The 19,176-nt window shown below is 70.9% G+C and carries 19 protein-coding genes; 9 read left to right on the forward strand and 10 right to left on the reverse strand.

Annotated elements, in window-relative coordinates:
• Positions 1–18 precede the first annotated feature (18 nt).
• From OO69_RS03855 to OO69_RS03865, 3 genes are read left to right on the forward strand one after another with little or no spacing between them, the layout of a single operon-like run.
• Positions 19–780 (forward strand): (Fe-S)-binding protein, encoded by a 762-nt coding sequence (locus OO69_RS03855; RefSeq protein ID WP_033278952.1) that lies wholly within the window; start codon positions 19–21, stop codon positions 778–780.
• Complete coding sequence (locus OO69_RS03860; protein ID WP_033278953.1) at positions 777–2,264, forward strand: LutB/LldF family L-lactate oxidation iron-sulfur protein; 1,488 nt, start codon at positions 777–779, stop codon at positions 2,262–2,264. The genes OO69_RS03855 and OO69_RS03860 overlap by 4 nt, the downstream gene beginning before the upstream one ends.
• Complete coding sequence (locus OO69_RS03865; protein WP_033278954.1) at positions 2,261–2,929, forward strand: LutC/YkgG family protein; 669 nt, start codon at positions 2,261–2,263, stop codon at positions 2,927–2,929. Before OO69_RS03860 ends, OO69_RS03865 begins: the two co-directional genes overlap by 4 nt.
• Here OO69_RS03865 and OO69_RS03870 read toward each other — a convergent pair.
• Positions 2,902–6,039, reverse strand: coding sequence for an alpha-L-rhamnosidase (locus tag OO69_RS03870; protein ID WP_033278955.1), 3,138 nt, complete (start codon positions 6,037–6,039; stop codon positions 2,902–2,904). The two genes, OO69_RS03865 and OO69_RS03870, sit on opposite strands and share 28 nt — an antisense overlap.
• Before the next feature lie 129 nt (positions 6,040–6,168).
• Between OO69_RS03870 and OO69_RS03875 the strand changes: the two genes are divergently transcribed.
• The gene (locus OO69_RS03875) at positions 6,169–7,323 is read left to right on the forward strand and encodes a betaine/proline/choline family ABC transporter ATP-binding protein (protein WP_033278956.1); all 1,155 of its coding nucleotides are present in this window, start codon (positions 6,169–6,171) and stop codon (positions 7,321–7,323) included.
• Between the two features lie 15 nt (positions 7,324–7,338).
• Here the strand turns inward: OO69_RS03875 and OO69_RS03880 are convergent, their stop codons facing one another.
• From OO69_RS03880 to OO69_RS03905, 6 genes are all read right to left on the reverse strand, one after another.
• Positions 7,339–7,917, reverse strand: coding sequence for a hypothetical protein (locus tag OO69_RS03880; RefSeq protein WP_033278957.1), 579 nt, complete (start codon positions 7,915–7,917; stop codon positions 7,339–7,341).
• A 39-nt stretch (positions 7,918–7,956) separates the two neighbouring features.
• A complete protein-coding gene (locus tag OO69_RS03885; protein ID WP_051800756.1) occupies positions 7,957–8,913 on the reverse strand; it encodes an ABC transporter substrate-binding protein in 957 nt (318 codons plus the stop codon).
• A complete protein-coding gene (locus OO69_RS03890; RefSeq protein WP_019057688.1) occupies positions 8,910–9,581 on the reverse strand; it encodes an ABC transporter permease in 672 nt (223 codons plus the stop codon). Before OO69_RS03890 ends, OO69_RS03885 begins: the two co-directional genes overlap by 4 nt.
• Positions 9,578–10,258, reverse strand: a complete 681-nt coding sequence (locus OO69_RS03895) for an ABC transporter permease (protein ID WP_033278958.1) — start codon at positions 10,256–10,258, stop codon at positions 9,578–9,580. The genes OO69_RS03890 and OO69_RS03895 overlap by 4 nt, the downstream gene beginning before the upstream one ends.
• A gap of 62 nt (positions 10,259–10,320) precedes the next feature.
• Positions 10,321–10,689 carry a hypothetical protein gene (locus OO69_RS03900; protein WP_033278959.1) on the reverse strand — a complete coding sequence of 123 codons (369 nt, stop codon included), beginning with the start codon at positions 10,687–10,689 and terminating at the stop codon, positions 10,321–10,323.
• Complete coding sequence (locus tag OO69_RS03905) at positions 10,686–11,243, reverse strand: DUF4232 domain-containing protein (RefSeq protein ID WP_234444325.1); 558 nt, start codon at positions 11,241–11,243, stop codon at positions 10,686–10,688. Before OO69_RS03905 ends, OO69_RS03900 begins: the two co-directional genes overlap by 4 nt.
• Positions 11,244–11,479: 236 nt before the next feature.
• Between OO69_RS03905 and OO69_RS03910 the strand changes: the two genes are divergently transcribed.
• Positions 11,480–12,262 carry an ABC transporter ATP-binding protein gene (locus OO69_RS03910; protein ID WP_033278961.1) on the forward strand — a complete coding sequence of 261 codons (783 nt, stop codon included), beginning with the start codon at positions 11,480–11,482 and terminating at the stop codon, positions 12,260–12,262.
• Positions 12,263–12,265: 3 nt separating this feature from the next.
• Positions 12,266–13,576 carry an FtsX-like permease family protein gene (locus OO69_RS03915; RefSeq protein ID WP_033278962.1) on the forward strand — a complete coding sequence of 437 codons (1,311 nt, stop codon included), beginning with the start codon at positions 12,266–12,268 and terminating at the stop codon, positions 13,574–13,576.
• Positions 13,577–13,692: 116 nt separating this feature from the next.
• On the opposite strand, the gene OO69_RS03920 is transcribed toward OO69_RS03915, so the two are convergent.
• A complete protein-coding gene (locus tag OO69_RS03920) occupies positions 13,693–14,235 on the reverse strand; it encodes an EF-hand domain-containing protein (protein ID WP_033278963.1) in 543 nt (180 codons plus the stop codon).
• A gap of 218 nt (positions 14,236–14,453) precedes the next feature.
• On the opposite strand from OO69_RS03920, the gene OO69_RS03925 reads away from it, so the two are divergent.
• Positions 14,454–15,353, forward strand: a complete 900-nt coding sequence (locus tag OO69_RS03925) for an NAD-dependent protein deacetylase (RefSeq protein ID WP_033278964.1) — start codon at positions 14,454–14,456, stop codon at positions 15,351–15,353.
• A gap of 99 nt (positions 15,354–15,452) precedes the next feature.
• Here the strand turns inward: OO69_RS03925 and OO69_RS03930 are convergent, their stop codons facing one another.
• Entirely contained in the window at positions 15,453–16,022 is a 570-nt protein-coding gene (locus OO69_RS03930; RefSeq protein ID WP_033278965.1) for a TetR/AcrR family transcriptional regulator, read from the reverse strand.
• Positions 16,023–16,189: 167 nt separating this feature from the next.
• On the opposite strand from OO69_RS03930, the gene OO69_RS03935 reads away from it, so the two are divergent.
• Positions 16,190–17,047 carry an AAA family ATPase gene (locus tag OO69_RS03935; RefSeq protein WP_033278966.1) on the forward strand — a complete coding sequence of 286 codons (858 nt, stop codon included), beginning with the start codon at positions 16,190–16,192 and terminating at the stop codon, positions 17,045–17,047.
• The gene (locus OO69_RS03940) at positions 17,044–18,402 is read left to right on the forward strand and encodes a vWA domain-containing protein (RefSeq protein ID WP_033278967.1); all 1,359 of its coding nucleotides are present in this window, start codon (positions 17,044–17,046) and stop codon (positions 18,400–18,402) included. The genes OO69_RS03935 and OO69_RS03940 overlap by 4 nt, the downstream gene beginning before the upstream one ends.
• Before the next feature lie 15 nt (positions 18,403–18,417).
• Here the strand turns inward: OO69_RS03940 and OO69_RS03945 are convergent, their stop codons facing one another.
• Complete coding sequence (locus OO69_RS03945; protein ID WP_033278968.1) at positions 18,418–19,119, reverse strand: SDR family oxidoreductase; 702 nt, start codon at positions 19,117–19,119, stop codon at positions 18,418–18,420.
• Positions 19,120–19,176 lie beyond the last annotated feature (57 nt).

Consider the following 19,176-nt stretch of genomic DNA (forward strand, 5'->3'; position numbering starts at 1 on the left):
GACCACTAAGGAGCCGCGATGCGTGTCGCTCTGTTCCTGACTTGCGTCAACGACACGCTCTATCCGGACACCGGGCGCGCCGTGGTGAAACTGCTGACCAGGCTGGGCGTCGAGGTCGACTTCCCGATGGCGCAGACGTGCTGCGGGCAGGCGCACTACAACACCGGTTACCGCCATGAGGCCGAGCCGCTCGCCCGGCATTTCTCCGATGTCTTCGGGGAGTACGAGGCGATCGTCACGCCGTCCGGGTCGTGCGGGGCGATGGTGCGGGAGCTGTATCCGCGGATGGGGGAAAGGGCGCGGGCCGAGGGGCGCGGGGACACCCTCGCGGCCACGTTGGCGCCGGTGGTGCCGAAGACGTACGAGCTGACCGAGTTCCTCGTGGACGTGCTTGGCGTGACGGACGTAGGCGCCTACTACCCGCACAAGGTGACCTACCATCCCACCTGTCACGGGCTGCGCAGCCTCGGGCTCGGTGACCGGCCGCTCAAGCTCCTCCAGGCCGTCAAGGGGCTGGAGTTGGTCGAGTTGCCGGGTGCCGATGAGTGCTGCGGGTTCGGCGGGACGTTCGCCGTGAAGAACGCCGATGTCTCGGCCGCGATGGGTGCCGACAAGGTGCGCAACGCCGAGTCGACGGGCGCCGAGGTGCTGTGCGCTGCGGACAACTCCTGCCTCATGCACATCGGGGGCACGATGGCCCGGCTGCACACCGACATGCGGCCCGTGCACATCGCCGAGATCCTGGCCGCGACGGAGACGGAAGAGGAGGCGGGCGCATGAGCGAGACGTTCGTCGGGATGCCGGCGTTCCCGGCCTTCCCGGTAGCGGCCCACGAAGCCGTCAACAACCAGACCCTGCGCGGAAATCTGCGCCACGCCACCCACACGATCCGCGCCAAACGGGCCAAGGCCGTGGCGGAGCTGTCGGACTGGGCGGCCCTGCGCGAGGCCGGCAAGCAGATCAAGGACCACACGCTCCGACATCTCGACCGGTATCTGGTCCAGTTGGAGGAGTCGGTGACGGCCGCCGGTGGCATCGTCCACTGGGCCGCAGACGCGGACGAGGCCAACCGGATCGTGACGCGTCTCGTCCAGGAGACGGGCGAGTCGGAGGTCGTGAAGGTCAAGTCGATGGCCACGCAGGAGATCGGGCTCAACGAAGCCTTGGAGGCGGCGGGCATCCGCGCCTACGAGACCGATCTCGCCGAGCTGATCGTGCAGTTGGGCAAGGACCGGCCCTCGCACATCCTGGTCCCGGCGATCCATCGCAACCGCGGGGAGATCCGGGAGATCTTCGCCCGCGAGATGAGCGAGTGGGGCCGCCCGGCCCCGGACGGGCTGACCGACACGCCCGCCGAACTCGCCGAGGCCGCCCGCCTGCATCTGAGGGAGAAGTTCCTGCGGGCCAAAGTCGGCGTCTCCGGCGCCAACTTCATGGTCGCGGACACCGGCACACTCGTCGTCGTCGAGTCAGAGGGCAACGGCCGGATGTGCCTCACTCTCCCCGAGACGCTGATCTCGGTCGTCGGCATCGAGAAGATCGTGCCCACCTGGCAGGACCTGGAGGTGTTCCTGCAGACCCTCCCCCGCTCCTCGACCGCCGAGCGCATGAACCCGTACACCAGCACCTGGACGGGCACGACCGACGGCGACGGGCCGCGCGCCTTCCACCTGGTCCTGCTCGACAACGGCCGTACCGACACCCTCGCCGACGAGGTCGGCCGGCAGGCCCTGCGCTGCATCCGCTGCTCGGCCTGCCTGAACGTCTGCCCGGTGTACGAGCGGGCCGGCGGTCACGCCTACGGCTCGGTCTACCCGGGCCCGATCGGCGCGATCCTCAGCCCCCAACTCCGTGGCACGGCAAGCGAGATCGACGCCTCACTGCCGTACGCGTCCTCCCTGTGCGGTGCCTGCTACGAGGTGTGCCCGGTCGCCATCGACATCCCCGAGGTGCTGGTGCATCTGCGGGAACGGATCGTGGAGGGCGGGCCGGTGACCCGCGAGGGCAACAAGGTCGTCCTGCAACCCGCCAAGGGGCATGCCGCCGAGCGCGCGGCCATGCGGGCGGCCCGCTGGACGTTCACCCACCCCGGCGCCCTGCGCACCGGCCAACGGCTCGCGTCCCGCACCCGGCGCTTCCATCCACGGACCCTGCCGGGACCCGGCAAAGCGTGGAGCGGCACCCGGGACCTGCCCGCCGTACCGGCGGAGCCGTTCCGCGACTGGTGGCAGCGCACGCACGGTGGAAAGGACGAGGCCAAGTGAGCAGCAGGGAACGGATCCTGGGCCGCGTGGAGCGCGCGCTCGCGGATGCGCCGAAGGACGACACGCCCTACGACCAGACCTTCGAGCGCGGTTATCTGCGCGAGCACGGGGACCAGAGTGTCGAGCAGACGGTGGAGCTGCTCGCCGAGAATCTCGCCGACTACCGGGCGCTCGTGCACCGGTGCACGGAGACCGAACTGGCCGCCGTGATCGCCGGGTTGCTCGCCGATCGGGGCTCGAAGACCGTCGTCGTACCGCCGGGGCTAGAGCCCTCTTGGCTCGCTGCGGCCGACGCCGAACAGGTCGCGGACCGGGCCGAGAGCACCCCCGCCGAGCTGGACCGGGTCGACAGTGTGGTCACGGCGTGTGCGGTGGCCGTCGCCGAGACCGGCACCATCGTCCTGGGCGGCGGCCCGGACCAGGGCCGTCGCCGGATCACGCTCGTCCCCGACCATCACATCTGTGTCGTACGGGTGCCGGACCAGGTGGTGTCCTCGGTCCCGCAGGCGCTCCAACGCCTGGATCCCGCACGGCCGTTGACCTGGATCTCCGGTCCCTCCGCGACCAGCGACATCGAGCTGGACCGGGTCGAGGGGGTGCACGGTCCGCGCACCCTTGAGGTGGTTCTCGTGAGCGGTCAGGCGAGCGTGGAGGTCAACTCGTAGGTGCCGGACGGCAGTTGGTAGGAGGCGGTGCCGTCCGTGAAGCCGAGGAAGTCCACGCCCAGCGCCTCGGCCAGGGGTTGCCCGGCCTCGTGGACGGTCGACGGATCGGTGGTGGGGATGCGCAGGGTCGCCGTGCTGTTCGCGGGGACGACCGCCCGGTACGTCAACTTCCCGTCCCGCGCGGTCCATTCGCTGACGATCTCGCCGTAGGGAGAGACGTGTGAGCCGCGCACCTTCGTGATCCGGCCGGTCGGGTCGATGTGCGGCCGGAGGAAGAAGTGCTGGAAGCCCGGGTGTTGGGGGGCCTTGGCGATGCCGGCCATGCTCTCGTACATCCACTCCATGATCGCGCCGTAGGAGTAGTGGTTGAAGGAGTTCATGTCGACCGGGCCGAAACCGTCCCGCTTCGAGTACGAATTCCAGCGCTCCCAGACCGTGGTGGCGCCGTTGGCCACCGAGTACAGCCAGGACGGCATCGCGTTCTGGTGGAGGAGGCGGTACGCGAGGTCGGCGCGGCCCTCGTCGGTGAGGACGGGGGCGATGACGTTCACGCCGAGGAAGCCCACGGCGAGGGTGTTCTCCGGGTACTCCGCGCGGGTGCTGTCGGGGCGGGCCGCCTTGTAGGCCGGGCTGTTGCCGATGTTGTCGGTGAGCAGGGTGACCAGTTGGCGGTGCTGCGACTCCGTGTCGTAGAAGCCGAGTTTGAGGATCCAGAGCAGGGCGGTCTGGGTGTCGTCCTCGGTCTTGCCGGTGCTGTTGCCGGGGGTGTGGGGCGGTGGGTCGCCGAGGCTGGAGCGGACGGTCAGTTGCCCGGTGAGGGCGTCGGTGGCGAAGTACTTGGCGATGAAGGCCCGTTTGATGTGGGTGAACAGCCGCTCGTAGGTGGCTGCTTCGGCGGTGCGGCCGGTGGCGCGGGCCATGTCCGCCATGAGGTGGGCGCTGTAGCCGTAGTAGACGTCGCTGATGAGCTGGGTGCTGGTGATCTGGAAGGCGAGCCAGTCGCCGAAGATCGCACCCTGGCCCGCGTAGGTGTCGCCGGTGCGACCGCGGATCCAGTCCAGGTACCTGGTCATCGACGCCCAACTGCGGTCGATGATCGTGGTGTCGCCGGACATCTGCCACACCGTCCACGGCACGACCACCCCGCAGTCCGACCAACCGCTCGCCGGGAGCGGCTGGCTGAAGCGGTGGCCGGGGGCGACCCACGGGAACTGGGCTTTCCCCGCACCGTAGTTGTGCTGCGAGTCGATCAGCGTGTCCTGGAAGTGGCTGAGGAAGGAGACCGCGTCGGTGTTGTACAGGCCGGTACCGGAGAAGAGCTGGGTGTCGCCGGTCCAGCCGAGGCGTTCGTCGCGTTGCGGGCAGTCGGTGGGTATCCAGAGGTAGTTGCCGCGCTGGCCCCAACGGACGTTGCTGATCAGCTGGTTGACGTCCGTGTCGTCGGTGGTGATGGTGCCGATGTCGTGGAGGGCGGAGGTGGCGACCTTGCCGGTGAGCTCGACGAGGGTGACGGTCTCGGTCGTGGTGACGGAGACGTACCGGAAGCCGTAGAACGTCAGCGAGTCCTGGTGGGTCTCCCCCGCCGGGTCGCCCTTCAGGATGTAGGTGCTGGTGGCCTCGGCGGTGCGGAGGTTCGCGCGGTAGACCGAGCCCTCGGGTCCGTCGGCGCCCGCGCTGTCGTCGTTGAGCATCTCCCCCGGTCTGAAGGCGACTTGGGCGCCCGCCGGGCCGCGCAGGGTGTAGCGGGGCACGCCGACGAGGTTCTGGCCGAGGTCGATGACGGCGGTGTCGCCGGGGTGCAGGGTGACGGAGACGGTGGACGCCCGGGTGGGATCGGTGACCGTGCGGGCGGGGTCGACGACGATACGGCCCTTGCCGTTCGCGCTGCCCTCCTCGCCCGCGACTACCGTGACGCCGGTGACTCCCGTGTAGACGGTGACGGAGCGCGGCTTGCGGTCCCACTCGGGCATCAGGCGGGCGCTCTCGCCGGGATAGGCGACCAACTGGGCTTCAGGGAAGGGGTCTTGAGCCTCGACGGGCGACCAGGCCGAGGTGTCGAAGCCGTTCGCCGTCCAGCCCGGGAGTTCCTTACGGGCGTCGTAGAGCTGGCCGTCGTAGATGTCGTCGGTGCGGTAGGGGCCGGTGTCGGTGGCTCGCCAGTCGGCGCCGGAGGCGGTGACGATCGTCTGGGTGGAGCCGTCGGCGTACCGGACGAGGAGTTTCGCCTTGAGGGCCAGGGGGTTGCCGTCGGCCGAGTAGTGGGTGCTGTCCTCGGCGATGCGGCCGTTGTACCAGCCGTTGCCGAGCACGGCGGCGAGGGTGACCTGGGCCGGGTCGGCGAGCAGGTCCGTGACGTCGTAGGCGAAGTAGTTGACGGTGGTGTCGTAGTTGGTCCAGCCCGGGGGCAGGAACTCGTACGTGGTGCCGTCGCCCTGGGGCACGGAGACGCGGCGGCCGTTGACGTACGCGTCGTAGACGCCGAGCGCGGAGACGTACAGCCGGGCCTCGGCGACCTGTCCGCCCGTCAGTGGTGTCTGGCTGCGCAGGAGAGGTGCGCCGGGAGTGTTCGGGCGCTTGCCCGCCATGGCGATCCACCGCGCGCCGTCCCAGCCGGTGACGCCGTCCGTGCTGAGCAGGCCGGTCTCGAAGTGGGCGGTGGGTGCGGCGGTGACGGCGCGGCCGTGCTCGTCCCAGACCGTGACCGTCCAGTGGTAGCGGGTCGAGGCGCGCAGTTCGGGGCCGGAGTAGCGGACGGCGACCGAGTCCGCCGAGTCGACGCGGCCGCTGTCCCAGACGTCGGCGCTGCCGTGGGTCAGGTGCCGGGGTGAGGTGGCGACCTTGATCCGGTACGCCGTCTGGTGCCGTCCCCGCGCGCTTGACGCCATGCGCCAGCCGAATCTCGGGTGTGCCGCGTCGACGCCGAGCGGGTCGGTGCGGTGTTCCACGGTCAGGCCGGACACCGTGGTGCCGGTGGAGCGGGTTCCGCCGCCGCTGCCTCCCGCCATCGCCGCGGGGACGACGCTGAGGGCAGCCGCCGTGGTGAGCAACGTACGGCGGCGCAGCCTTCCGTAGCGGGCCGTCGCGTCGACTCCGTCGACTCCGTCGTTCATGCCGCTGTCCCTTCGGCCCGCCGGGAGATGGAGGTGCTACGGATCATTCCAGGGTCCGCGTGCCCACGTCACCAGCCGGTGGGACGCTGTTGAAGGGCGGCGGCGGACCGGCGCCGTTAGCGTGAGGACATGATCCGGTTCGAGCAGGTCAGCAAGCGGTACCCGGACGGTACGACAGCCGTGGACGGCCTGTCCTTCGAGGTGGACGAGGGCGAACTCGTCACGCTGGTGGGCCCGTCCGGCTGCGGCAAGACGACGACCATGATGATGGTCAACCGCCTCATCGAGCCCACCTCCGGCCGGATCTTCGTGAACGGCGAGGACATCGCCGGCGTCGACCCGGTTCAGCTTCGCCGCCGTATCGGTTACGTCATCCAGCAGGTGGGCCTCTTCCCGCACCGCACGGTCCTCGACAACACGGCGACCGTGCCGTCCCTGGTCGGCTGGAAGCGGGCGAAGGCGCGGGAGCGGGCCGCCGAGCTGCTCGATCTGGTGGGCCTCGACCCGAAGACGTACGGACCGCGCTACCCGGAGCAGTTGTCGGGAGGGCAGCGGCAGCGCGTCGGGGTGGCCCGGGCGCTGGCCGCCGATCCGCCGGTGCTGCTGATGGACGAACCCTTCGGCGCGGTCGACCCGGTGGTGCGGGAGCAGTTGCAGGACGAGTTCCTGCGGATGCAGGCCGCCGTGCGCAAGACCGTGCTGCTGGTCACGCACGACATCGAGGAGGCGGTACGGCTCGGCGACCGGATCGCCGTGTACGGGCAGGGGCGGATCGAGCAGTACGACACCCCCGGCGCGGTGCTCGGGACGCCGACGACGCCGTATGTCGCGTCGTTCGTGGGCGCGGACCGGGGTCTGAAGCGCCTGTCGGTCACCGCGATCGAGCCCGACGACCTGGAACAGCCGCCCGTCGCCCGGGCCGACGAGCAGGCGCAGCGGGCCGCCGAGCGGCTGCGGGCGGAGGGCGCGCGATGGGCGGTGGTCCTCGACGAGCAGGGCGAGTTGCAGGGGTGGGTCAAGGCCGACGAACTCAGCGCTGGCGGCACCGTCGGTGAACTCGCCCACCGGATGAACGCGTGGGTGCCGGTGGGCGCCCCCTTGAAGCAGGCGTTCGGCGTGATGCTCCAGCACGACGCCGGGTGGGTCGCCGTGCTGGACGGAGCGCGCTTCCTCGGTGTGCTGACCCCGGCGAAACTGCACGAGGCGCTCCGGCGGTCCGTGGACGCGGACGCGCTCGGAGTGCCCCGGGGGCAGGTGGACTTCGACTCGGTGGCGGATGCGTGAGGGGCGCGCTCCGGCTCAGGAGTAGGTGAGGGGGCAGCCCCGTCGTAGCGCGTGCTGGGCCGCGCGCAGGTACAGGGCCACGTAGAAGGCCGTGTCGAGGTCCTGGCTCCAGGGACCGGGACGGGCGGCCGCCAACTCCTCTGCCTCTCCCTCCAGGAACCAGAAGGTGAGGTCCAGGTTTCCCGTCACCTCCGGTATCCCGACGGGCAGTTCGAGCACCGCGGCCAGCCGCTCGGCGAGGGCGAGCACCTGAGGTGCGCCGACGATCACCGTCTCGTCCGTGTACGCGGAGCCGATGGGCAGCCGTATCTCCTCGTCGAGCGAGACCGGTACCAGCACCGACCAGTCGCCGAGCAACGCCCTTTCCGCAGGGGTCAGTTCGGCGCGGCACAGCGCGTCGAATCCCCGCATGGAGGGGCTCAGCTTCTCCTCGAAGCCCGGGGCCGTGTCCCGCTCGGGCACGGACGTGTACGGCGGCAGCCCGCGCCGTGCCAGCTCCGCGTCGAGCCCCTTCGCGATCGCCCCCATGCCCCCTTCCCCCGTGTCCTCACCGAACCACTCCTGCGCGTCGACATCGACGAGATAGACACCCATGCCCGCACCGTACAAGCCGCCACTGACAATGCCCCGGCCTCACTTCAACAGGCCCTTGTCCTTCAGATACGCCCGCGCCACGTCCTGCGCCAACCGCCGCCAGCTGTCCACCTGTTGGTTCATGGAGGCGAGGTCGGCCGTAGTGAGAACGTCGTTGAGTTTCCCCAGCGCCTTGGTCACACCGGTGCTGCCCGCCCGGGACCGGTTGACGACCGGGACGACGTAGTCGGCGTTCTGGAGGTGCTTGTCGTCGGTCAGGAGGACCAGGCCGAACTGGTCGAGGGTGGCGTCGGTGGTCGTGGTCAGCACCATTTGGTCCTGGCCGTTCTGGACCGCGCTCTTCGCCTGGGTCGTGCCGACGCCCTTCGGGTCGACGGCGGTGATGTCGATGCCGTAGACCTTCTTCAACCCTGGTTCGCAGTACGGCCGTTGGACACACTCGTCGCCCGCCGCGAGTCGAACCTTCAGTCCCGAGGCGCCGAGGTCGCTGAGGGTCTTGAGGTGGTGTTGCCTGGCGTACGAGCGGGCCACCGCGAAGGCGTTCTGGTCGACGGCCCTGCCGGGGTCGAGGACCGTGAGGCCGCGGGGCGTGGCCAGTCGGCGGAGTGCCTTCATCGTGGTGGCGAGGTCGGGGGAACCGACGGCCGGGGCATTCGGGCCGTTGGTCTTGGCGTTGAGCCAGTCGGCGAAGGTGGCCGCGTACTCGGGGACGACGTCGATCTGCCCTGATTCCAGGGCGGGTTCGTAGAGTTCGCGGTTGGCGACGGTCAGCAGGGACGTCTTGTATCCGGCTTGCTTCAGCAGGAGCGCGTACATCTGGGCCAGCAGGTCGCTCTCCGTGAATCCGGCCGAGCCGATGGTGAGGTGGTGGCTGTCGCCGGGTGGCGCGGTGACGGCGCCCTTGTTCTCCAGGGACGGGCCGGTCGAGCAGCCGGTGACCAGGAGGAGGAGACCGACCGCAGCCGTGCGTCGCAGTCGTAGTCGTAGTCGCTTCATCGCGCTCTCCCCGCCCATCGCGGCGCCAGCCGTTCGGCGACCTCGAAGACGCCCTCGACGAGCAGCGCGAAGACGGCGACGAGCACGGCTCCGGCCACCACCTGTGCGGTGTTGGCGAGGTTAAAGCCGGCGGTGATGATGCGGCCGAGTCCGCCGCCGCCCGCCAGTGCGGCGATGGTGGCGGTGGCGACGAGTTGGACGGCCGCGATCCGGACGCCGTTCATCAACAACGGGAGGGAGAGCGGCAGTTCGACCCGGAACAACATCTGACGGCCCGTCATCCCCATGCCGCGTGCGGCCCGCACCACATCGCGGTCGACCTCGCGCATGCCGACGTAGGCGTTGGTGAGCAGGGGCGGTACGGCGAACAGGACGAGGGCTACGACCGTGGGTCCCTCGCCCCACTTGCCGATCGGGGTGAGGAGCAGCAGGACCAGGACGGCGAAGGTGGGCACCGCGCGGCCGATGTTGGAGATGTTCACGGCGAGTGCGCCGCCCTTGCCGAGGTGGCCGAGGACGAGGGCGATCGGCAGCGCGATCAGACAGCTGATGACCAGGCAGACGACCGTGAGCACGAGGTGCTGCGCGAGCCGGTGCCAGATGCCGTCGTCGCCGGACCAGTGGGCGGAGTCGGTGAGCCAATGCCAGGCGTCGGTAAGGGTGTTCATCCGCGGACCGCCCTCGTCCAGGGGGTGATGAGCCGTTGCACGAGCAGGAGAAGCAGGTCGGCGGCGATCGCGATCACCACGCACAGCACGGACGCGGTGAGCACCTGTGCCTTGAAGTAGGTGTTCATGCCCGCGTAGATGAGGTTGCCGAGTCCCCCGAAGCCGACGATCGCACCGACCGTGACCAGCGAGACCGCCGAGACGGTGGCGATGCGGAGGCCTGCCATCGCGGCGGGCAGCGCGAGGGGCAGTTCCACGGTGAGAAGGAGGCGGATCGGGCCGTAGCCCATGCCGCGTGCGGCCTGTCGGGTCTCCTCGGGTACGGCGCGCAGGCCCGCGAGGATGTTGCGGACGAGCAGGGTGAGCGAGTAGAGGACGAGTCCGGCGACGACGAGGGTGGCCGAGAGGCCGTAGACCGGCAGGAGCAGGGAGAACATCGCGAGGGACGGGATCGTGTAGAGGATCGTCGTCACCGCGAGCACCGGTCCCGCGGCCCAGCCCCAGCGGCGGGCCACCACCGCGAGCGGGAGGGCGATCGCCAGGCCGATGAGCACCGAGATCGCGGTCAGTTGCAGATGCTGGACGACCGCGTCGACGAGGATGTGGCGGCGGGTGCTGAGGTACTCGCCGCAGATCCACTCGTTGCGGGCGAGGCAGTCGTCCGGGGGCGCGGTCACAGGTCCATTGCATCGGGCGGGGCCGGGGGTGGCGCGTTCTGGTGACCCGTACGGGCGGTGGCTCAGGGGTTCCAGTAGGTGGAGAGGGAGGCGATGAAGGCCGCGGCGGAGGTGAGGACGACGAGTTGGGTGACGGCCGTGGTCCAGAGGCGGCAGGCGATGGCCAGGGCCACGGTCACGGCCTCGACCCGGCAGAGGAACAGGACGCAGTCGTACTGGTAGGAGAGGGCGGTGGAGTCCGCCGGGCCGGGGTAGCCCATCCAGTCCTCCGTGAAGACGCCGTCACCGCCCAGCGCGAGGATCGCCGCGACGAGGAGGACGTCCAGGCCGACGAGCAGCGCGCAGAGGACTCCGTCGGTTCGCCGGTGTCCGGGAGAGCGGCGCAGGACACGCTGCGAGAAGCCGGCCGCGGGGGTGTCCTGGTCCGTCATCGGGTGCCTCCGGTGGTGCGCCACGGTCCGACGCCGAGTCTGCCTGTGGTCCCGAGGTCGATTCCGCTGTGCGGTGTCAGGAGGGCCGGAGCCGATCCGGACCGCGCCGCGACCGTCAGATACGGAACGTGGGCCGCGTCGGCGGAGCCGGTGGTGGTGTTGCGCCACAGCAGGCCGGCAAAGGCTCGTTCGCCGGGTGCCAGCGTCACCGCGCCCGGCGGGTCGTCGAACCCGGTCACCTTGGCGATTCCGCCGCTGCCGTGGATCACCGACACGCCGGACAGGATCTGCTGGTCCTGGTCGAGGAGCCGGATCTCGGGGTAGCCCTGGACGCGGTAGGCGCGGGTGCCGCAGTTCTCCAGAGTGAGGTCCATGGCGCGCAGGCCCAGCGCGGGGTTCACCGGTCCGGCCGTGACCCGGATGCCCTCCTGCGGGCAGACGGGGCCCGGCTTCGACAGTCCGGCGGCGGGATCGTCGTAGGCCACGTCCGCGACCGTCCAGATGGCGCTCCCGGCGAGGAGCCCCACCGCCGCGATCAGCACGGTGTCGTACACGTTTCTCGGCATCCTTCTCGGCATCCGCAGAGTCGATCAAGACGGGGGCCGGGACCGCTGTGGCGGAAGCCATACCTCCGGTCACAGCCCTGTCACAGCTGGTGCTGCGGACCCGACCCCGGGGGGTGTCGCTGAGTACACCCCGCGATACGGGTTCTGCGCCCAATGTGCGTAACCGGCGCTCTCCGTAACGTCGTTGGCGAGGCACAGGGCGTGCCGCACGGAGGGTGAGGGCGATGTTTCGCACCGCACGACGCACGCACGACAAGGGACCCGCCGCCGAGGCGCTGCGGCTGGTCAAGGTGAGCAGGACCTACGGCCGTGACGACAGCGCGGTGACCGCGCTGGACGGGGTCACGCTGAGCCTGGAGCGCGGGACGTTCACGGCGGTGATGGGGCCTTCGGGGTCCGGCAAGTCGACGCTGTTGCAGTGCGCGGCGGGGCTCGACCGGCCGGACAGCGGGATCGTGATGGTCGACGGCGCGGAGATGACGGGCGGGAGCGAGGCCGAGCTGACGCGGTTCCGGCGGAGTCGGATCGGGTTCGTGTTCCAGCAGTACAACCTGCTCGACACGCTCACCGTCGCGCAGAACACCGTGCTGCCGCTGAAGCTCGCCGGGCGGCGCGTCGACCGGCGGCGGGCCCAGCAGGTCCTGACCGCGGTCGGTCTCGGCGACCGGCTCGGCCACCGCCCCGACCAGCTCTCCGGCGGTCAGCGGCAGCGGGTCGCCATCGCCCGCGCGCTGGTCACCGAACCCCGGGTGATCTTCGCGGACGAGCCGACCGGCGCCCTGGACACGCGCAGCGCGCGGGGTGTGCTGCTGCTGTTGCAGGAGGCGGTGCGGGTGCACGGGCGGACCGTGGTGATGGTGACGCACGACCCGGTCGCCGCCTCGTACGCCGACTCGGTGGTGTTCCTCGCGGACGGCAGGCTCGCCGGCCGGATGCACGCGCCGACCGTCGACGCGGTCGCCGAACGGCTGGCGCACCTGGGCGACGACGTGCCGGCGGGGGTGTGAGCGATGTTCATCCTGGCGATGCGTTCGATCCGGCAGCGGCCGGGCCGGTTCCTGGCGACCCTGCTGGCCGCGTTCCTGGGCGCGGCGATCATCATGACGTTCAACTCCCTTCAGGACACGGCGAATCGGCATGGCGTCGACTCGGTCAGCGCCGACACGCTGTCCACGTCGGCGAGTGTGGTCGGCGGCTACGGCACCCTGCTCGTCTTCTTCGCCGTCGCGTCGACGCTGACCGTCAACGTCCGCCAGCGCTCAAGGGAGTTGGAGACCCTGCGCTGTTCGGGGGCGACCCCGGCGCAGCTGAAGCGGATGGTCGTGGGTGAGGCGGTGGCCGTCGCCCTGCTGGGCACGGTCCTCGCCGTGGGCCCCGCGATGCTCGGCGGCCGGGCACTGCTCGGGGCGTTCAAGGACAGCGGTCAGGTGGCCCGGTCCGTCGACTACTCCTTCGGCCCCTTCGCCCTCCAATCCGGCCTGGGCATCACGCTGTTGGCCGCTGCGGGCGCCGCGTTCCTGGCCGTACGGCGGGCGACACGCGGGCAGCGGCGGCAGGGCCGGGCGCGGACGTTCCTCGCCTACGCCGCGCTCGTCGCCGGCGTGGTGTCGGTGACGGCGACCTTCGCCTTCTCCGCCACGGACGCGGCGTTGATGGCGGCGCCGGCGTACGGCGCGATCCTGCTCTCGGTCGGCCTGGCGCTGCTGGCGCCGCGGCTGCTGAAGGGCCTGCTGGACCGGCTCCAACTGGCGGGCGCGAGCGGGTGGTTGGCGGTCCGCAATCTGCGCGAGCGGGCCGACCAGCTCGCCGGGATGCTGATGTCGCTGATCCTGTTCACCGCGGTGTCCACGGCCACGCTGTACATGCAGGCGGTGGAGAGCGACGCGGTGAAAGCCTCGGGCCTGACGAAGTCGGTGGACGCGAAGAACCTGGAGACCCTCAACTTCACGGTCGTCGGCATCATCGTGGTCTTCGTCTGCGTGATGCTGGTCAACTCCCTGTACGCGGCGACGACTTACCGCGCCCGTGAGTTCGGCGGGCAGCGGCTGGCGGGAGCGACTCCGGGGCAGGTGCTGCGCACGGTCGGCACGGAGACGGCGATCCTCACGGTCACCGGCGTCCTGTCCGGCACGGCGGCCGCGCTGGCGGGGATCATCCCGTTCACCGTGGTCCGCACGGACTCGGTGCTCCCGCACCAGGGGCTCGGAATCTGGCTGGCGGTCGTCGCGGTGGCGGCGACGGTGACGCTGGGGACGAGCCTGCTGACGGCACGGCGTGTGCTGCGTACACCGGCGGTGGAGGCGGTGGCACTGGCCGCGTGAGGACGACCGGACCGCGGGTACGGGGCAGCCGTCGTAACGGCTGCCCCGTACCCGCGGTCCGGCGTCCCCCTATGACGTCGTTCCTCGGCCGGCCCTGAACGACCGCCGCCGGTGTCTCACCCCGCGCCGATCGGGCCGCACATCAGGTTGCCGGGTTCGGCGGGGTCGTCGCTGATCCAGAACTGGGTCCACAGCAGGGCGAATTCGGGGCGGCTGAGGTAGCCGTCGGCGTCCTGGTCGAGCCGGTCGAAGACACCGCCGGTCTCCACGGGCCGCCCGTGCCAGGTGTCGACGAGACGCTGGTGCTCGCCGCGCGAGATGCGCCCGTCGGCGTTCTCGTCGACCGCGTCGAAGATGGTGTCGGCGGTGGCGGTGACGGCCTCGGGGATGGTCGGCAGGTGGTCCACCATCGCGAGGATGTCGTCCATGTCGATCCGGCCGTCCCGGTCCGTGTCCACGGTCTCCGCGAGATGCTGCCACCAGCCCTTCAGTACCCCGTCCACGCGCGCCGCCAGTTCCGATCCCTCTCGCACGCGCGGCAGCCGGCCCCAGCGGTCCGCCAGGGCCACGAAGTCCGCCTCCTCCAGATAGCCGTTGCCGTCCGCGTCGAACGCCTCGAACATGGCCCGGAGCTTGGTCCGCTGGAACTCGCTGGACATCACATGTCTCCTCGCTCGCAGTACTTCAGTACCGAGGACATGCTTTCCGCGGCCGACCGCCCCGCAACGGCGCTCGGGCTCACCCCGGCGGGTGCCCGCGCGCCCACGCGCCCGCCCGATGCGCCGGGCGCCGGTTTGGTGGCGGTGGACGGAAGACCGTACCCCTGCAACCGTCCACGCCCGCCGAGAGCCGCCGCCGATTCCGTACCCTTGGCGGCATGCGCATGCGCCCCACCCTGAGCTGGACCCCCTCGGCGGCGGACCTGCTGCCCGGCACCACCGACCTGGAGCCGGTCGTCGACGCGCTGAGCGCCGGCGGTGTGCTGGTGCTCAGCGGGGCGGGCCTCTCCACGGAGTCGGGCATCCCCGACTACCGGGGCGAGGGCGGGAGCCTGAGCCGGCACACCCCTATGACCTACCAGGACTTCACCGCGAGCGCGCACGCCCGGCGCCGGTACTGGGCACGCAGCCACCTCGGCTGGCGCACCTTCGGCCGGGCCCGCCCCAACGCGGGACACCTGGCGGTGGCCGCCTTCGCCCGGAGCACCCGCGTCTCGGGCGTGATCACCCAGAACGTCGACGGCCTGCACCAGGCCGCCGGCAGCGAGGAGGTCGTGGAGCTCCACGGCAGCCTGGACCGGGTCGTGTGCCTCTCCTGCCGCGCCATCAGCCCGCGCCGCGAACTCGCCCGGCGCCTGGAGGCCGAGAACCCGGGCTACGACCCGATCGCCGCCGGGATCAACCCGGACGGCGACGCGGACCTCACCGACGCGCAGGTCGGGGGCTTCCGCGTCGTGCCGTGCGCCGGCTGCGGGGGCGTCCTCAAACCGGACGTGGTGTTCTTCGGCGAGTCGGTTCCGCCGCAGCGCGTCGAGCACTGCCGTCGGCTGGTCCGCGAGTCGGCCGCGCTGCTGGTCCTCGGCTCGTCGCTGACGGTGATGTCCGGGCTGCGGTTCGTCCGTCAGGCGTCACAGGAGGGCAAGCCGGTCCTCATCGTCAACCGGGACCCCACCCGGGGCGACCCGCACGCCCGTACCCGGGTCGCGCTGCCGTTGGGCACTGCCCTGACGACCGTCGCCGACCGGCTCGGCATCCCGGTCGGCGGGCAGGCGGACTGAGGAACAGGTCTGGACGGCGGCTTCGAACGAAGCCGGGATCAGCGGCGACGTCGGCGGCCCAAGACCCGCGCCCGCGGACCCGCTGTCGGTGATCGCCGTTCAGGCAACTCCCGCCGCATCCAGCAGAGTTCGCACGGTCTCCACGGTCAACCCGTCCAGGGACTCCAGCTTCGCACCCGCGCGGGCGCTCGCCCCGTCGAAGACCAGCATCAACTGCCGTGCCAACAACCCCGGATCACGCGCGCCCCCCAACTCGGCCTGCTCCCGAAACGCGTCCTTCAGCTTCTCCTTGGCAGCCCGGGCCACCACGCTCGCCGGATGCCCGGGATCCTTTAGCTCGACCATCGCGGCAAGGAAGGGACAGCCCAGATACCCGGCCTCCGTCGACGACCTCTCCGCCTGCTCGAAGACGTACAGGATGCGCTCGCGCGGCGTATCGGCGTCATCCGGACCGGCCGTGAGCCGCGCCGCGTACCCAGGAGCCCGCCGCTCCAGGCTCGCGGCGAGCACCTCGTCCTTGCTGTCGAAGAGCTGGTACATCGACCGCTTCGAGACCCCGGCGGACTTGCACAGCGCCTCCACGCCGATGGAAACGCCGTCGCGGTAGAACAGCTCGGCCGCCGCGTCGAGCAGCCGGTCCCGGGGTGACGCCTTGTCTGTCGTGGCCATACTGCGAGGTTACCGCGCCACAAGCCAGGAGGAAACCGATCGGTGTACGAGCTTGCGCGGGCAGCTGATCCCGGGTGACAGTGGGGGTGAACAAGCGCTTAGATAGTGAGTCGGCCGCAGATGTTCAGCCGGCCGCCGCCGCACCACCGCGATCCGCCGGAGGCCCCGTGTTCCGTTCCGTCGACGAAGTCGCCGCTCGCCTCGCCGAGACCGGCTATCTGGCCTCGCCCGCGGTCGCCACGACCGTCTTCCTCGCCGACCGCCTGGGCAAGCCGCTCCTCGTCGAGGGCCCGGCCGGTGTCGGCAAGACCGAACTCGCCAAGGCGGTCGCCGAGGTCGCCGGCGCCGAGCTGGTCCGGCTCCAGTGCTACGAGGGCGTCGACGAGTCACGGGCGCTGTACGAGTGGAACCACGCCAAGCAGCTGCTGCGTATCAGCGCGGGCCGCGACGAGAGCTGGGACGAGACCCGGACCGACATCTTCAGCGAGGAGTTCCTCCTCCCCCGCCCGCTGCTCACGGCGATCCGCGGCGACGGCCCGAAGGTCCTGCTGATCGACGAGACCGACAAGGCCGACGTCGAGGTGGAGGGCCTGCTGCTGGAGGTCCTCAGCGACTTCCAGGTCACCGTCCCGGAGTTGGGCACGATCACCGCGACCCGCCGCCCCTTCGTGGTCCTCACCTCGAACGCCAGCCGCGAACTCTCCGAGGCTCTGCGCCGCCGCTGCCTGTTCCTCCATATCGGCTTCCCCGACGAGGAGTTGGAGCGTCGCATCGTACGGCTGAAGGTGCCGGGCCTCGGTGCGGCGCTGGCCGAGTCGGTGGTCCGGGTGGTCGGGGCGCTGCGCGAGATGGAGCTGCGGAAGGTGCCGTCGGTGGCCGAGACCATCGACTGGGCCCGCACCCTCCTGGCGCTCGGCGCCGACACCCTCGACGAGACGGTCGTACGGGACACCCTCGGCGTCCTCCTCAAGCATCAGGACGACATCCTGCGGGCCGCCGCGAAGCTCGACCTGGACGCCGTGTGACCGCCGCCGGTGTCACCGAGCGGCTGACGGGCCTCGTCGGGGCGCTGCGCGCACACGGTCTGCGCATCGGTACCGGCGAGACCGTGGACGCGGCGATGGCCATGGAGGCGCTCGGGTTCGGCGACCGTGAGCTGCTGCGCGAGGGACTGGCCGCGACCCTGCTGCACGGCACGGGCCAACGCCCGGTGTTCGACCCGGTCTTCGACCTCTACTTCCCGCGCGGCGTCGGAGCGCCCCAGGGTGAGCCCGCCGCCGACCGCGAGGATCTCCGCGACCGGCTCGCGGCAGCGCTCGCCGCCAACGACCAAGCGCTGATGGGGCAGTTGGCCGCCGAGGCCGTCGACGGTTTCGGCGGCTACGGCAACTCCCCGACGTCGGACGGCTGGTCGTCGCACCAGACCCTGGAGTGGCTGCGTCCGCAGACGCTGCTGGCCCGGGTGCGGACGAGCATCCGGGCGGAGGGCGGACAGTCCGGGTTCACCGACCGGCTGCTCGACGACGAGATCCGGCAGCGCATCGAGGGCTTCCGGCGGCAGGTCGCCCTGGAGGCGCGGCGGCGGGTCGCCGAGCGGCGCGGCCGGGACGAGATCGCGCGGCGGGCGATCGCGCCGACGGCCGACCGCGTCGACTTCCTGTTCGCCGGGCGGGCCCAACTGGCCGAACTGCGCAGGGCTGTTCAGCCCCTGGCTCGCAAGCTGGCCACCCGGCTCGCCGCGCGCCGCCGTCGTGCATCCCGGGGCACGATCGACCTCCGCCGCACGCTGCGCGGCTCACTGTCCACGGGCGGGGTGCCGATGCGGCCGGTGCTGCGCAGGCGCCGTCCTGTCCGCCCCGAACTGGTGCTGCTGTGCGATGTGTCGGGCTCGGTGTCGGGCTTCTCCGACTTCACGATGCTGCTGGTGCAGGCGCTGCACGACCAGTTCAGCAAGGTGCGCGTGTTCGCCTTCGTCAACCGCCTCGACGAGGTGACACCGCTGCTCGTGCACGGCACCGCCGACCCCGAGGGCCTCGGCACCCGCATCCGCGACGAGGCCACCCTCACCGGCTGGCACGGGAGCAGCGACTACGGCGTCGCCCTGGGCGAGTTCGCCGAGCGGTACGGCGACGCGGTCGGCCCGCGTACGACCGTGTTCGTGCTCGGTGACGCCCGCACCAACATGAGCGACCCGAATCTGCCCGCCGTCCGGCAGATCACCCAACGGGCCCGCCGGGTCTACTGGTTGAACCCCGAGCAGCGCACCCAGTGGGGCACCGGCGACTCGGCCGCGCCCGAATACGCGGAGCTGGTCGAGATGCACGAGTGCCGGAACGCGCAGCAACTCAGCGCGCTGGTGGGCCGGTTGCTGCCGATCTGAGCACCGCCGGTCGGACTAGGACGCCAACTGCGGGTACAGCGCGCCGCCTTCGGCGGAGAGCCCGGCCTTGACCTGGCGGGTCAGGTCGTCGGCCAGTACCTCGAAGGCGCCGGCCTCGATGCCGTCGAGGGCCTGCGCCGCCACGCTCTCGGGAGTGGACTTCGGCCCGTCGACATGTGCGGCCATGTCCGTGTCGACGTAGCCGACATGCAGTCCGGTGACGTCGATCCCGCGCGGCTTCAGGTCCAGGCGCAGGGAGTTGGTCTGCGACCAGAGGGCCGCCTTGGACGCGCTGTAGGAGCCCAGGACACCGACCCACGACAGCACCGAGTGGACGTTGAGGAGGTGGCCGCCGCCGTTGCGCTCGATGATCGGCACGAAGGCGCGGGTGACGAGCAGGGGTCCATAGAAGTTGGTCTCGAACTCGCGGCGGACGTCCTCGACGGGCGAGTCCAGGAAGTTCGCGTTGACGGACGCGCCGGCGTTGTTGATCACGATCGTGACGTCCTGCGCCTGTTCGGCGGCCGCCGCGACGGAGGCGGGGTCGCTGACCTCCAGTGCCAGCGGTACGGCGTCCGGGTGCGTGACGGTCTTCGGGTCGCGGGCGGTCGCGTAGACCTTCTTCGCGCCGCGCTCGTACAGCGCCTCGACCAGCGCCCGGCCGATGCCGCGGCTGCCGCCGGTGACGAGGACGACGGAACCTTCGATGTTCGTCATGGGGATCTCCTGAGCTGAGACGAAGAGAGGTGGAAACCGATCGGTTTCCTCTCGCGT

It is taken from the genome of Streptomyces sp. NRRL F-525 (assembly GCF_000716605.1).
GTDB lineage: Bacteria > Actinomycetota > Actinomycetes > Streptomycetales > Streptomycetaceae > Streptomyces.

What these genes read in the sequence shown, in the direction of transcription:
- OO69_RS03855 (WP_033278952.1), top strand. Translation starts at nt 19, where the DNA reads ATGCGTGTCGCTCTGTTCCTGACTTGCGTCAACGACACGCTCTATCCG.
- OO69_RS03860 (WP_033278953.1), top strand. Translation starts at nt 777, where the DNA reads ATGAGCGAGACGTTCGTCGGGATGCCGGCGTTCCCGGCCTTCCCGGTA.
- OO69_RS03870 (WP_033278955.1), bottom strand. Translation starts at nt 6,039, where the DNA reads ATGAACGACGGAGTCGACGGAGTCGACGCGACGGCCCGCTACGGAAGG.
- OO69_RS03875 (WP_033278956.1), top strand. Translation starts at nt 6,169, where the DNA reads ATGATCCGGTTCGAGCAGGTCAGCAAGCGGTACCCGGACGGTACGACA.
- OO69_RS03880 (WP_033278957.1), bottom strand. Translation starts at nt 7,917, where the DNA reads ATGGGTGTCTATCTCGTCGATGTCGACGCGCAGGAGTGGTTCGGTGAG.
- OO69_RS03885 (WP_051800756.1), bottom strand. Translation starts at nt 8,913, where the DNA reads ATGAAGCGACTACGACTACGACTGCGACGCACGGCTGCGGTCGGTCTC.
- OO69_RS03890 (WP_019057688.1), bottom strand. Translation starts at nt 9,581, where the DNA reads ATGAACACCCTTACCGACGCCTGGCATTGGCTCACCGACTCCGCCCAC.
- OO69_RS03900 (WP_033278959.1), bottom strand. Translation starts at nt 10,689, where the DNA reads ATGACGGACCAGGACACCCCCGCGGCCGGCTTCTCGCAGCGTGTCCTG.
- OO69_RS03910 (WP_033278961.1), top strand. Translation starts at nt 11,480, where the DNA reads ATGTTTCGCACCGCACGACGCACGCACGACAAGGGACCCGCCGCCGAG.
- OO69_RS03915 (WP_033278962.1), top strand. Translation starts at nt 12,266, where the DNA reads ATGTTCATCCTGGCGATGCGTTCGATCCGGCAGCGGCCGGGCCGGTTC.
- OO69_RS03920 (WP_033278963.1), bottom strand. Translation starts at nt 14,235, where the DNA reads ATGTCCAGCGAGTTCCAGCGGACCAAGCTCCGGGCCATGTTCGAGGCG.
- OO69_RS03925 (WP_033278964.1), top strand. Translation starts at nt 14,454, where the DNA reads ATGCGCATGCGCCCCACCCTGAGCTGGACCCCCTCGGCGGCGGACCTG.
- OO69_RS03930 (WP_033278965.1), bottom strand. Translation starts at nt 16,022, where the DNA reads ATGGCCACGACAGACAAGGCGTCACCCCGGGACCGGCTGCTCGACGCG.
- OO69_RS03945 (WP_033278968.1), bottom strand. Translation starts at nt 19,119, where the DNA reads ATGACGAACATCGAAGGTTCCGTCGTCCTCGTCACCGGCGGCAGCCGC.